Genomic DNA, 14,450 nt, shown 5'->3' on the forward strand with positions numbered 1-14,450 from the left:
AAAAATACTATATTCAATAATCTTCTTAAGAGAATGATTAATCATAGTCCTATAACTATCAAAAGTTTAGTAGGTAACTAACTACTGACCTCATAAGATTAATATTAAACTCATACGCAGTCTTCCGCCCATAGGGCCTGCTGCTTTAATCAAGTTAGATAATATACCGATAAAAGAACTGCTCTTGTTTGTTTGTACTTTACTCATCTCTATTATTTATCTGATTTAATATGCCAATTTCTCGCTTGTGTATACGACTGCCACATAGCGTGATAAATACCATTATTAGCTGCCAATTGATCGTGATTACCTATTTCGCTAATTCTTCCTTTATCCATCACAATGATTTGATCTGCATTCTTAATTGTCTCTAATCGATGTGCAATCATGATCACCGTTTTGTCTTTCATCAGATTGCGAAAAGCACGCATCAGTAATAGCTCATTCTCTGTATCTGAGAAAGACGTTACCTCATCAAGGATAAGAACTGGCTTATTTCTCAATATTGCTCTCGCAATAGCTAAACGCTGTTTTTGTCCCCCAGAGAAGTTGTTTCCTCTTTCTTTTACTAATGTCTCATATCCATCAGGCAGCTGCATGATAAAGTCGTGTATCTGTGCTGCTTTAGCTGCTTCCTTCACCTTCTCTATAGAAGCCTCTTCTGCTCCCATTCTGATATTGTTCGCTATCGTATCTGAGAAGATAAAGTTGTCTTGAAACACAAAAGAGATTGTGTCTAATAACACCTCTGGTTTAAGATTTCTAATATCTGTATCCCCTAGTTTGATTTGCCCTTGATTGACATCCCAAAAACGAGGCAATAAACGAGCTACAGTAGACTTTCCAGCTCCTGATGCTCCAGTAATAGCTGTAAAAGTTCCTGGTTTTACTGTAAAACTGATATTGTCTAAAGCTTTATCTTCCCTACCTGGATAGGTAAAGGATACACTCTCAAAGCTAATCGTCGTATCACTTACAGATGTTTGTTCTCCTGATGAAGCTAAAGGTTCTACGGCAAGTAATTCTTCTATTCTCTTTGAACTTATTGCTGCACGTGAGATTACGTTAGTCAAACTGCGATAAGGCAATATAGATTCTATCATCCCTGTACCTAGTAATAAAGATGCTACAAATGATACAAAGCTCAATGATCCCTCTTGAAACCAGTAGGTACCTAACACTAAAAGAATAATAAAGGTAGGTAGTGGATTCAGGATAAACATAGATAGCTTAGCATTAAGTCCGTTCTCTTTAAACCATAAAGTGATAATAGATAAATAACGCTGTAACGCACTCTCATAACGCACAAAAGACTTCTCTCCTCCATCAAATACACGCACGACTGGCATCGCCTGTACATATTCAATCACTGCTACATTGATATCTTCTTTTGCTTTATTAAACTGATGTGTAACCTCCGTTTTGTTCTTCATAGCTAAAGCCAAAAAGCCTAATCCAACTATTAGGATGACTAAACACACTAAAGCTACTCTGTAATCAAACCAAAAAAGTGCTACCAAAGTCACTACTGGAAAAGCATAAGTACGCACAAATAATGGAGTACTGTCTGCTACGAATCCGTGTAGTAATCTAACGTCTTCATTTAGTATTTTAGTTAAGGCTCCTGATCCTGTCTCTGCCAAGAAACCTAGAGGTAGCTTAGCTAAATGACTACTAATATTCTTGCGCAAAATAGCTTCTAGATCAAAAGCAGCATAATGAGACACATCAAATGATTTTAAACGAAGTACATAGCTAATTACTACACATAGTATCATCATTCCAAATAGATATAGTAGCTGTGTAGTATCACCAGTATATAATGCGTTAATTAAATAACTAAGTATTATTAGATTAGCTATGGTTAACAAAGTCGAACCTACCGAAAGAGCCATTGCAAAGTTTAGCTTCTTCTTTACAGGCCTGATGATACGCCATAATACATTGTCTGTTGCCATATTGTTGTTGTTTTTAATTAATTATCTTCTTCTCCCTCTTCCTATCAATACTAAAAAGTAATAGTAGAGAAGTAACCTCCTCTACTATCACAATCGAACTTCTTATTTAGAGTCCTAAATAATCAAACATTATTATTTCACTAGTTTCACTAATCCCCATACACTTCCACCTTTTCCAACGTTGAATGCAGGTTTAGCAATGTTATCAGCACCTAGTACATAGTATCCATTATATGTTTTGTTATCTACTACACGGAAGTACACTTTACCATCTATAGTAGAAATAGCTTGTGCGTCTTGGAATGCATAAGTAGATTTCGGTAATCCTTCTACAGCTTTAGGTCCTGCAGCTATATTCTCTTTGTCAAAAGCGTAATAAGTAAAGTTCGCATTAGGTAGGATTTCTGTGTAAGAGAAAGCCTTATCACTCCATGCTGTATATAGTTTTCCTCCTTTTACAGCTACAGATCCAACTGTTGTATTCTTTACATAATCATTGATTTTGATGATCCAATCTTGGTCAATTTCTGTAGCTCCTTTTTTGATTCTAACAATAGCTGATCCGTTAGTAGCCCCATCAACACCAAAACCATGAGAACACATATATAAAGCTCCATCATCTCCCATTGTCCACATTTGATTAGCGTTTCCACCGTATCCTACATAACTAATACGATTGTCTTGAATAGTCTTTTCATATTTATTAGTAGCAATATCTATAACAGCTAATTTTATATATCCAGGAGCAGGATCTTTCATCTGACTTCCTTGTCCATCTTTTGTTCCAGTGATAATATCTACGTATAGTTTACCATCTTTAGATGCTATAAAACGGCTTCCTACTGCTTGAAACTCTGCTTTTTTATCTTCAACAACTGATAAATCTATCTCTCCTGTACGTTGCATTGTAGAAGGGTTAAAGATTTGCATCTTTAATAATCCTCTTCCAGCATCTGCATAGTATCCTGTTGTTTTATCATGTACATAAAAATTAGAAGACATTCCTGTTATTCTTCCTGTCTCTACTAATGATCCATCAGGATTAATAGAGTATCTTAAAATACCATCATCAGGAGAAGAAACACGTCCTAACTGAAGACGTTGAAATATCCACTCTCCATAGGCTTTCATTCCATTTCCTTTTACTTGTAATGAACCTTTTTGAACATTATCAATATTGCCTTCTGGCATTTTAGCGAAGTTAGTTAGGTACCCCACAAATGGTTGTACTCCTAAAGTAGCTGTTAATACAGCATATGATTCTGTTTTTTCAACTTCTGGTTTAGTTGGCTCTGAACCTGAATTATCTTCTGATGAACAAGAAGTAAAAGCAAAGAATCCTGCTAACACCAATGCTCCAATACTCTTAGTAGTAAATATGTTTTTTTTCATTTTATAAAATATTAATTTATTGATAAGTTCACTTTAAAGTGAAGGCTAAAGCCTTCGTTTTGTATTTTGTAATTGTCAAAAATCTCACTGTTAAAGATGTTCTTTGCTTCAAATCCGAAAGACAGCTTAGGCGAATAACTCCATACCATTCCTGCTGAGTGTAGGTTCTGATCAGGAATTACGTAAGCCTCTGCATTAATCTCAGCTTTGCCCCATAATCCTAAGAAACCACTTGGTTCAAACTCTTTAGGAATAAAGTCTAAGTAATATGCTTTTACAAAGCTGTAGTTATAATAGAATGAGAATTTATCTCCTGACTTAAATACATTATCATGTGAGGTGCGAAGACCAAGATTAGCAAAGAAATAAGGTGTATTTCTCAGGCGAGCTCCCTCATAAGTCTTATCTTCTTTATCGTATAATCTAAAGTCCTGATAAGTTACATTACCCGACAACCTTAACCATTTCAATGGTGAATACGCCGCGTCTATCTCTACTCCTACTCCTTTAATCTTATCGATATTCTCATAGTTACCGAAGATTCCTGTATTTAATAGCATAATCATATCATGAGTACGTCTATAGAACACATTGACCTCTGTAGTTAGATTAGTTTGGTTATTATAATTAACTCCTAGGTTATAATTCCAACTGCGTTCTGGCTTTAATGCAAAGTTGGTACGGGTGAAGGTTCCATCTCCAAAAAACTCTGCTTGCTCTGGTAAACGAACAGCTAACTCCCCAGAGAAACGCGCATAGATACGATCAGTGAATTGATACTTTAAGGACTCTGAGAATCCCCAATTTCCTTTTGTTTTAGAGCGCTGTTGTTCCATCTGTGTGTCTCCATGCATACTCTCATACCCTTCTGTACGCAAATAGTAATACTTAACAGACAAATCATTTGTCAAACGATCATCTAGTGCATACAACCTCCAGTTTAGTCCTGTAATCCACTTCTGAAATACTACTGAACGCTGTAACATATCTATTTTAGAGAATGGAAATGTCTCTCCAAATGGATCAGACCCTCTACGAGTAGAACTATTGTACACAGAGTTTAACTCTATATAACCATTGTCTAAACGATATGAAAGATTCGTTCTAGAAATAAAATTATAGTAACGCAATTTCTTCAAACTTCCGTTAGAAGTCGCTTCTCCATTTTTACTAGCTACTGGAGTAAACTTACCTCTCCAATCATAAAACCCTTTAATCGTATCTGTATAACTAGAGTGCAAAGTATTATATACTAAGAACTGATCTAACTTAAGGTTATTATCTAAGAATGCCTTGCGGTAACGCAGTGTAGGTACTACAGAATTCATATTGCTAGTCACTCCTCCAAAAGGGTAGTTCATCGTCATTCCATAGTTGTGCTGCTTATTGATATAAAAACTAGAAACAGTCAAACGCAATTCGTCGGCCCAAGTCTTGTTCTTTACTCCAATAAACCCTTCTACAAAACCATTAGTAAAACGATTGTGAAACAACTTGTGCTTTTCTTTACGCGTCTGTGCTGTTTCAGGATCTGTATAAGGTACGTTTACTTTATAGTCATTATCTGAATAATTAATAAAGGCATTCACTCCTCCGAAAAGCCCTGTTTGCTTATCTTGAAAATATGCGTTTAACGTTCCTCTATGCGTGTTATAAGATCCTATCTGATAAGATGCATCTATAGATTGATTACTCTCAGGCTCTTTAGTTACAATATTCACCGCTCCTCCTAAAGCATCAGCTCCTAATGATACTGGCACTACTCCTTTATAAATCTCAATGCGATCTATCATAGTAGGCGGTACAACAGAAAAACTGAATGCATTACCTAAGTAATCCATTGGTATACCATCTCTAAAATACTTAATCGCATTTCCCTCAAAACCATTTAACATCAGACTAGCATTATTACCTAGTCCTCCTGTCTGTCTTACCCTTACTCCTACAGCCCTATTCATAAGCTCTATAACACTCGAAGGTTGCTGCTTCATTGCTTTTACATCAAGCACTGTAGCACGCACAGGTTGGCGGCTTTCTTTCTGAGCTTTTGACTCCTTCTGAATAATCACTTCTTTTAACCCTGTATTTTGTATAGTATCTTGTTGTGCAAAAGCAGTTTTAGTACTAAACGATAAAACTGCAACTAAGGATAAGGTAAAGTATGGTATTTTCATTGTGACATCTCTTTTATAGCTTCTACAAGAAGGCTATCTCTTTTATTGACATGGCAAAAGTAGCCATCACTTTGTGTGAGCGCTGACGCCAAAAGGAATATAAATGACGCCAAAAGGAGTATTATTTAGATTGATTAAAAAAGAAAAACAAAAAAAGATAATCAATAAGAAACAGCAAAGTCAAGTATCATTTTCTATCTTCTAATGGCTACAAATAGTCTACATTAAAAAACTCTAATCTAAATAGATAGTAATATAATTTTACTAAATTGCCTCTTCCTTGTTAACAATAAAAACACTTTATATGTCCCCAATTAGTGAAACAAAAATATTAACCTTAGCAAAGCAAGATGAGCGAATTAGGGCAGTTATCTTAAACGGTTCTAGAGCAAACTCACTAGTCGCTCCTGATGAATATCAAGATTATGATGTCCTATTTATGGTCTCAGATATAGAATCTATAAAAAAAGATAATACCATCTATAATACTTTCGGGCAACCTGCTATACAGCAACTTCCTGATGATATGTTATTGGGTAGTGAAAAAGGAGTTACTCCCATTTCTTATACTTACTTAATGATTTATGAGAATGGAAGTCGATTAGATCTGACCTTATACCCTATTGATAAATTAGATGAATATAAAAGGGATAGCCTTTCTATCGTTTGGTTAGATAAAGACGATTTGTTTAAAGATATGCCTAAGGCATCTGATATAGACTATCACGTGCAACGCCCTACTCAAAGAGAATTTACAGAGGTTTGTAATGAGTTTTGGTGGTGTGCAACGAATGTAGCTAAAGGCTTAGTTAGAGAAGAGAGAGTCTATGCCAAAGATATGATGGAGACTGTAGTTCGTCCTATGTTCTTACAATTACTTGAATGGAAAGTCGGTAGCGAACATAACTTTAGTGTTTCTATTGGTAAATCAGGTAAGTATATCAAGCAATATCTTAGTACTAAGGCATACAATAAGGTATTAAGAACGTATAGCAATGCCAATGTACAAAACACTTGGGAGGCATTTAATACGATGACGACTTACTTCTATGAGTTACAACTCAAATTGGGGAAACGACTAGCATTAGATGTGAATACTAAAGAGGCTGAGAATACACTGAAGTATATTGATAGGATTTATTCTTCTATTGGAGGATGATTTTGTTTTTTCTGTTTTTTTGTTGGTTGTGATTTTGTGTTTTTGGGATTGCATTAAAGGACAAGAACTATGTTTATTTAAGAAGTACGCAAAGTCAGGAGACTATTGCGTAGCAAGACTTAATCTATCTGTATATTCATTATTGGGCGTAAAGTATTACGCCCATACTTTAGTCTAATATTGGACGAATTGCAATTCGCCCCTACATTCCTCATTGTCAATTATTCATTGTACAACAGTTGTTTACTTAACTCTCCTACACGTTTTAGCTTATATTCTACTTCGGCTGACCACGGCAGTCCTATACATAGACGTATAGAGCTCTGAAACTGTTCTTGTACAGTAAACATCCTTCCTGGTGCAATACTAATCTTCTCAGCTATCGCTAAATCATAAAGATCCATAGCGTCAACTCTAGGGTCAAACTCTATCCATAGAGATAGTCCTCCTTGTGGTCTATTGACTTTAGTGCCTAAAGGAAAACTAGTGATGATAGTATTTAGATACTTCTGATAGTTACTGTAGATGTCTTTTCTAAGTTTGCGAAGGTGTTTATCATAGTTACCCGATTTCATAAAGCTAGCTACAGCCTCTTGCATTAGAGGTGGGGTAGATATTAGATGGACTAACTTCTGGTGCATAATCTTATTCTTATACTTCCCTGGAGATACCCAGCCTACTCTATATCCTGGTGCTAAGGTCTTAGACACAGAACTACACCAAAGTACATTACCTGTCTTGTCAAAAGCCTTACAGCACTTAGGACGTTGTGTCCCGAAGTACATATCACCATATACATCGTCTTCTATTAGAGGAATATCGTGTTTATCTAATAACTCTACTATCTCTTTCTTATTCTTATCAGGCATACAGCTTCCTAATGGAGTATTGTAATTAGAGATCAATAGACACATATCAATATGATCTACAGCTTCTCTTAGAGCTTCTATCTTAATTCCAGTAACTGGATCTGTTGGTAATTCAATTACCTTAAATCCTAAGTCTATTGCCAACTGGAAGATACCTGGATAGCAAGGACTCTCTATAGCAATAGTATCACCTGGTTTGCCTAGTGCTAACATACACAGTGATATAGCACTCATACTCCCATTAGTAGTGATAATATCGTCTTCCTTAAGACTACCTCCCCAAGTGATAGAACGCTGTGCAATCATTCTTCTTAAATTAATATTGCCTTGTACAGAGTCATACTCTACCCCTCCGTGCACCATAGCTCTAGAAGCAGCTACAATCTCCTTCTTCATCTTCGCTAAAGGCAAGAAATCATCATAAAGAGTACTATATGAAAACAGGGTAATATCTCTGTTTCCCATATTAGAATATACCTTGCGGATAATCTCTTTTGGTTCCTTATTGTTTGCTAAGAGGATAGGGCTACTCGCCTGTGGAAGTGGAATCTCATCATAGTACAGATTACTCACAAAATAACCCGACTGAGGTTTAGACTCAATCAATGCCTGTGTCTCTAGTTCTAAGTACACACGCTTAGCTGTGTTCATACTAATTTCGTGTTCTGCACATAGCATTCTCACAGAAGGGAGCTTGTCTCCTTCTCTTAATACACCACTTCTGATCTGACTAGCAATAGCCTCAGCTATATTTAAATACAAATAATTATGTTCCATAACAATCTTAACTGTGTCCATACAAATATACAAAATTGAGACTGTGTTTGTTAAAATTGCCACTGTATATTTGTCATGTAAATAAAACATGAAAAATGAAACAGGCTACTGTATTAGAATCTATCGAACAATCTTCATCTACTAGTGGATGGATTAATGGATTTATAGGAGTATTATTATTTAGTGGATCAATGCCTGCTACTAAAGTGGCTGTATTAGAATTAGATCCCATATTTGTCACTACGGCTAGAGCAGCTATTGCTGGTGTATTAGCACTTATTTGTCTATTGGCATTTAAAGAAAAAAGACCGACTAAAGCTCAGTTAATGCCTTTAGCTATAGTAGCTGTAGGTGGAGTAATAGGTTTTCCTTTATTATCAGCACTAGCATTACAACATATTACCTCTGCTCACTCATTAGTTTACTTAGGTATATTACCTATGAGTACAGCTGTATTTGCAGTATTAAGAGGTGGTGAGAAACCAAAGTCTATCTTCTGGTTATTCTCTATACTAGGAAGTCTTATTGTTATAGGATTTGCAGTGCTTCAAGGAGGTACTAGCTCTCCTGTAGGAAATGTGCTAATGCTTATCGCTATCCTATTATGTGGATTAAGTTATGCTGAAGGAGCTAAACTATCTAAGTCTTTAGGTGGATGGCAAGTGATCTCATGGGCTGTAGTATTATCACTACCAATATCACTACCTATGATGTTCTTAACAGCACCGTCTCACCCTGAGTTAATCAGTACTAATGCGTGGGTAGGTGTAGCTTATCTAGGAGTATTCAGTATGTTTATTGGATTTGTATTCTGGTATAAAGGTTTAGCTCAAGGAGGTATTGCATCTGTAGGACAATTACAATTGCTTCAACCATTTTTCGGGTTAGCATTAGCTGCCTCTCTATTAAACGAACACGTAAGCTCAAATATGATATTAGTTACGGTAGGAGTTATCCTATGTGTAGCTGGAAGTAAAAAATTCGGCTAGTAACACCCCAATGATTAGTTAGCCCTAACAGTGTAGAATGCACTAAAAGAAATCACCTTACTTTAGCCCCGATATTCTACACTGTTTTTTAAAAGAATATATTACACCTTTTAAACACACACAACTAAAACAAAAAAGTGAAGATCTCTCTTCACTTTTTTTATTGAATATACTTTCTTTTTTTATTCAAAACTGAAATAATTAGAACTGAACAAAATTTCCACTCTTTACATCTTTAGGTAATTCATTAAACTTTCGTTTAAAAGCTGCAGTAAAATGTGTTGGATTCTTATACCCTACTTGCTGTGCAATATCAGCTATAGACAAATCTTGTTCTATCAATAGTTTCTGACTTAACATCATACGCTCTTCATACAAATGGTTAAATACTGTGGTAGAAAACAACTCTCTAAAACCCTTCTTTAATTTAAACTCGTTAATACCTGCTAAACGAGACAAATCTCTTATGGAATAAGGCGTTTGTAAATTATTACTCACTAATTCTCTAACGTAATAAAGTTTATCTATATCACTTCTAGTCAATGCTCCACCACATAAATCATACTTGTACTCTACTTGATTCTGAATCACGAGTAAAAGTATTTCTACAATCTTAGCTTCGACATAAATCTTCTTCATCATACCATCATAATTGTTATTTACTAAATCGTACAACAATCTTTTCATTTCTGGTTGAATCATCAAATTAGAAGAAAAAGAGCTTTCTCTTTCGCTATACAGAGACTTACCAAAATCTCCTAACAATTCTAAATCTCCATGAAATATATGTTCTAAGTAAGATATGGTTAACTCAATACCTATAGCACTATAGTTACCTTCTACAGGATTAAATGCCAATAGTCCATCTATATGAGGTAAATGAAAGAAACTAAAACGTCCTGTCGAAGTATTAACACGTTGTTTCTTATTAGACTGATAAAAGTGATCTCCTTGAAACAAAAAGAAAAGTTCTATATGCTTTTGCTCTCTCAGGACTTCCTTTTGTTGTTTAGTTTTATGTTGTAGTGATACATGATCGATATGCAATCCATCCATATCTAACAATTGTATATTGCCTTTTATTCCATGACTAGCATAATTATCTCCAACATTTATAATTGTTTCTTTTATCATGATACTAAACTAAGGGTTAATACGTCACTAAGAGACTCTTCATAATTCGTAGGCAAAGGTAAACAAAAAGCATACATTATTTTAACTCACTCTAAATAGCGTGCTATTTTATGTCAAAGATTTCTTCTTCTGAATTAAAATGCTTGGAGCTATATTATACTTTTTTTTAAATGCAATCGTAAAGTGCTGTGGATATTCATAATGAAGTAGCTCTGCTACTTTGTTGACAGAAAACTTCTGCGAAGCTAAAAGCTGATAAGCGTATTCAAACCGTAAATCTCTAATATATTTAATCAAAGAAGAATGGTAATACTTCTTAAAATACTTCTTTAGCTTATACTCATTGATATAAAAACGTTGACTCAACATAGAAAATGTAATCTCCTGTAAAAAGTGATTATCTATCCATGTCTTTATATGTAACAACTTATCTGCATCACTCATTGACTTAACATTCTCTAAAGGTGCAACTACTCTATCCAAACTTTCTTGTACACTTAACAATAACAGTTCGATAATCTTAGTCTCTAAATAAACTTGTTTTAAGTCTGGATGTATATCGTTCTGTAAAATCATCAATAATAACTGATGTATCTCTATCGAAATAACCTTAGCTTGAGAAAATAAAGTAACCATTTTTCCTTTTTTAATAAGCTCTATAAATGGAAGTAAAACAGGTAGTTTATCTTGAACCAATTGAGTAAAATAAGCCTCGTCAAAAATTACTTCTACTACTTTACGATTAGTCTTGTATTTTAAATATCCTTTCGCTTTAGGTACATAAATAAGGTTAAAACAATCCTGAGGTACCTCTATTTGTTGCTTTGCTTTACTATCTGTAAAACAAGAATAGCCTTCTAATTCAAACATTAACTTAAAAGTATTCTGAGGATTATCTATAGGAACTTTTACTTCTTTAGGAATAGTCCACTCTCCATAAGAAACTATAAACCCTGGATGATCAATAAACTTTTGTTTAATCGGTATATGCTTAAACACAAACTGTCCATAACGCTCCTTATACAACTCACTGCTTCCCCACTCTATCCGGTTGGGAATACTCTTTAAAACTTCTTGATATTGCTGATATAAAAGACTCATAACTCGTAGGTTTATAAATACGTTTTGCGTAGATACTGACGCAAAATTACAACTATTTTCGCATCACAACAATTTGAATTAAATCTAAATAACTTTTAAACACCATAGTTACAAAGGCTTTGTTATCTAAACAAGTACATACTATAACTATGTTTCTATTCATCTTATGAAAAAAAAAGGTAAGTCTACATTCTCTAAAATTATTGCTTGGCTACATTTATGGCCTAGTATAGTAGCAGGATTAATACTAGTATTTGTTTCTCTTACAGGAACTATAATAGTATATGGTGATGAGATAATGCAATGGTCTGCAGGTAAAGAAGCCCTTTATGTAAAACCTGAAGGGAAGCCTCTAAAAATAGATGAAATAACATCTATCCATAAAGAAAAGTTCCCAGGAGAGAGTTTCTCTTATATCATAGTAGATAAAGATCCTACTAAAAGTTGGATTATCAACTCTGCTAACTTAAAAAACAGAAAACTAACTCTTATCTACATTAATCCTTATACAGGAGAAATACTAAAACAAGATAAGACCATCGGCTTCTTTTATATCATGGCTCATGTGCACTCAAACCTATTAATGGGAAAAACGGGTGGATGGATTGTTGCAATATCTACGATTGTATTTGTACTTAGTACCTTAACGGGATTAGTGCTGTGGTGGCCTAAAAAATGGACAAAAGCGACTAGAGATAGTAGTTTTAAAATCAAATGGAAAGCTAGATTTAAGCGTCTAAACTACGACTTACACAACGTTTTTGGGTTCTATAGTGCTATCATTTGCTTTTTGCTAGGTATGACTGGATTGTTGATTTTCTTTAGTCCTTTAATGAAAGGAACTATAAGTCTATTTGGTGGAGAGGGAAAGATGTGGTTTTATACCCTACAAGACTACCCAAGAGATCAAGAGGCTACAAAAGATATGGCTTACTATGATACCAATGAGTTAATCCAAAAGGCCTTTGACCTTCATCCAGACAAAAAGATTATACGTATATGGACCTATAACTATGATAACGTTAGTATATATCCTTTTTTCTTAGGAACAAATGCAGGTTTAAAAAGTGAGGAAGGAAAAGAAGCATTGTACTTTGACAAATTCACTGGACAAATCGTAAACGACGGACATAAACAAAAGATTTATGATAAAGTAGATAACCTAGTTTGGCAAATTCACATGGGACAATGGTGGGGCCAATTAGGTAAATTCTCTACTTTCTTAGCTGGACTAATAGCTACTACTCTACCTATTACAGGGTTCTTAGTGTGGTGGGGTCGCCGAAAAAAGAAATCAAAAACTAAAAACTAGTACTATCATGAAAAAACAATTTATTGTATTTGCACTATTAACTATCGCTATCACAAGTTGTAAACAACATAGTGAACGAGCAACCTTAGAAAACTTCATCGAAGTAGAAAATAATGGTCATACAATTCAAGTACCTATAAAACCTAAAAATGTAGCTGTGCTAGAACGTGGAGTTATGGAAAATATGGATGAATTAGGTGTTCCGTTTCAAGGAATGGCTAAAGAATTCACCCCTAAATATCTAGCTCATTTAGAGAAAGACAAAAGTATCGCTGATTTAGGTGCTGTATTCAAACCTAATTTTGATGCGGTAAGTCATCTTAGTCCCGACCTAATTTTTATGGATAATGCTTTTCCTGCTGATTATGATGAAATGATTAAAATAGGAACTACACTAATGTTAGGTATTCCTAATAAAGGAGATAATTACCTAAAATACATACAAGATAATCTAACATTATTAGGCAAAATATATGAAATAGAGCCTAAAGCAGAAACATTAGCTAAAGATTTAGATACACGTGTAAAACAATTAAAGAGTCTAGTAGCAACGAGTAATGATAAAGCTATGCTTATCATACACTCAGAAGGTAGTTTCCGTCTATTTGACGAAAATACTCGTTATGGGTTTATTTTTAAAGATTTTGGGGTTAAGAGCGCTACTAACATTACAACAGAAATAGCTAATAATCATGGGCAAATCATCAATAGTGAGTTCATCTTAGAACACAACCCTGATATTCTATTTATCATTGACCGTGATGCTATTGTACAAAATACAGATCAACCAGTGCGTATTAGTAATGCATTACTAGAAAAAACAAACGCTTTTAAAAACAACAAAGTAATATACTTAAATCCTGATGCTTGGTTTTTATCAGGTTCTGGAGCTACCTCATTTAAGATCTTCTTAGAGGATATCTCTAAAGGGTACAAATAAAACACCACCGACAACCATATAAGCAAAAATAAGGCTCTTAATTCTAGAATTAAGAGCCTTATTTATTACTATCACACAAAAAAAGTGAAGATCTCTCTTCACTTTTTTTATTGAATATACTTTCGTTTATTTCTTTCTTCTTACTTCGCTAGCTTGGTATTCATCACCATCAGTAGTGTAGATTTTAAATCTTACTTCATACTCTTCTGGTACATAAACTACGATAGGTAATTTACCGTTATAACGAGCTAACTCAGGTTGTCCACTTACAAATGAATGCTTCTTAGCAGCATCAGGACAAGCCATCATAGTAGATACTACATCACCTTTAGTATTAAATACGTAGTAAGAATATCCCCATCCTTGTAGATCTTTTTGTTCTAATGTTCCTAGTAAACTAAAATGGTTACATCCGTCTACTTCCATCATCTTACCTACTGTAAATTCTATTTTCTTAGAATCATCTTTAGTAGAGTGTGGTACATCGATTACTACTTGTTTATATCCTTTCTCTGGAGCAGGGAAAATAGATACATCTGTTCTTGTAATTGTTTGAGCCATAGTTGCTGTCATTAATCCAAAGAATGCTACGATTAAACTTAAAATTCTTTTCATTTCTTTCATTTTTTTTATTGAAGTAGGGAT

11 protein-coding genes are annotated in these 14,450 nt (G+C 34.5%); 4 read left to right on the forward strand and 7 right to left on the reverse strand.

Going from position 1 to position 14,450, the window contains the following annotated elements; all coding sequences use genetic code 11:
- Positions 1–212 precede the first annotated feature (212 nt).
- The 3 genes from BMX53_RS17785 to BMX53_RS17795 form a co-directional block, all read right to left on the reverse strand.
- A complete protein-coding gene (locus BMX53_RS17785; protein WP_063175567.1) occupies positions 213–1,958 on the reverse strand; it encodes an ABC transporter ATP-binding protein in 1,746 nt (581 codons plus the stop codon).
- 132 nt (positions 1,959–2,090) lie between these two features.
- Complete coding sequence (locus BMX53_RS17790; protein ID WP_074748207.1) at positions 2,091–3,350, reverse strand: hypothetical protein; 1,260 nt, start codon at positions 3,348–3,350, stop codon at positions 2,091–2,093.
- Between the two features lie 11 nt (positions 3,351–3,361).
- Complete coding sequence (locus BMX53_RS17795; RefSeq protein ID WP_074748209.1) at positions 3,362–5,524, reverse strand: TonB-dependent receptor domain-containing protein; 2,163 nt, start codon at positions 5,522–5,524, stop codon at positions 3,362–3,364.
- A 304-nt stretch (positions 5,525–5,828) separates the two neighbouring features.
- On the opposite strand from BMX53_RS17795, the gene BMX53_RS17800 reads away from it, so the two are divergent.
- Positions 5,829–6,683, forward strand: a complete 855-nt coding sequence (locus BMX53_RS17800) for an aminoglycoside 6-adenylyltransferase (protein WP_063175564.1) — start codon at positions 5,829–5,831, stop codon at positions 6,681–6,683.
- 221 nt (positions 6,684–6,904) lie between these two features.
- Here BMX53_RS17800 and BMX53_RS17805 read toward each other — a convergent pair whose 3' ends face one another.
- Complete coding sequence (locus BMX53_RS17805; protein ID WP_063175599.1) at positions 6,905–8,329, reverse strand: aminotransferase-like domain-containing protein; 1,425 nt, start codon at positions 8,327–8,329, stop codon at positions 6,905–6,907.
- Positions 8,330–8,424: 95 nt separating this feature from the next.
- Between BMX53_RS17805 and BMX53_RS17810 the strand changes: the two genes are divergently transcribed.
- The gene (locus tag BMX53_RS17810) at positions 8,425–9,318 is read left to right on the forward strand and encodes a DMT family transporter (protein WP_074748211.1); all 894 of its coding nucleotides are present in this window, start codon (positions 8,425–8,427) and stop codon (positions 9,316–9,318) included.
- A gap of 201 nt (positions 9,319–9,519) precedes the next feature.
- On the opposite strand, the gene BMX53_RS17815 is transcribed toward BMX53_RS17810, so the two are convergent.
- Together BMX53_RS17815 and BMX53_RS17820 are read right to left on the reverse strand one after the other, a co-directional pair.
- On the reverse strand, positions 9,520–10,452 hold the full coding sequence (locus BMX53_RS17815; protein WP_074748213.1) for a helix-turn-helix transcriptional regulator: 933 nt from the start codon (positions 10,450–10,452) through the stop codon (positions 9,520–9,522).
- 108 nt (positions 10,453–10,560) lie between these two features.
- Positions 10,561–11,553 carry a helix-turn-helix domain-containing protein gene (locus BMX53_RS17820; protein WP_074748215.1) on the reverse strand — a complete coding sequence of 331 codons (993 nt, stop codon included), beginning with the start codon at positions 11,551–11,553 and terminating at the stop codon, positions 10,561–10,563.
- Positions 11,554–11,719: 166 nt separating this feature from the next.
- Between BMX53_RS17820 and BMX53_RS17825 the strand changes: the two genes are divergently transcribed.
- On the forward strand, positions 11,720–12,865 hold the full coding sequence (locus BMX53_RS17825) for a PepSY-associated TM helix domain-containing protein (RefSeq protein WP_074748217.1): 1,146 nt from the start codon (positions 11,720–11,722) through the stop codon (positions 12,863–12,865).
- 7 nt (positions 12,866–12,872) lie between these two features.
- Positions 12,873–13,805: a siderophore ABC transporter substrate-binding protein gene (locus tag BMX53_RS17830; RefSeq protein WP_074748219.1), complete on the forward strand. Its 933-nt coding sequence runs from the start codon at positions 12,873–12,875 to the stop codon at positions 13,803–13,805.
- Positions 13,806–13,931: 126 nt separating this feature from the next.
- Here the strand turns inward: BMX53_RS17830 and BMX53_RS17835 are convergent, their stop codons facing one another.
- Positions 13,932–14,420 carry an ecotin gene (locus BMX53_RS17835; protein ID WP_074748229.1) on the reverse strand — a complete coding sequence of 163 codons (489 nt, stop codon included), beginning with the start codon at positions 14,418–14,420 and terminating at the stop codon, positions 13,932–13,934.
- Between the last annotated feature and the right edge of the window lie 30 nt (positions 14,421–14,450).

Source organism: Myroides marinus, assembly GCF_900109075.1.
In the GTDB taxonomy this organism is placed as follows: Bacteria; Bacteroidota; Bacteroidia; order Flavobacteriales; family Flavobacteriaceae; genus Flavobacterium; species Flavobacterium marinum_A.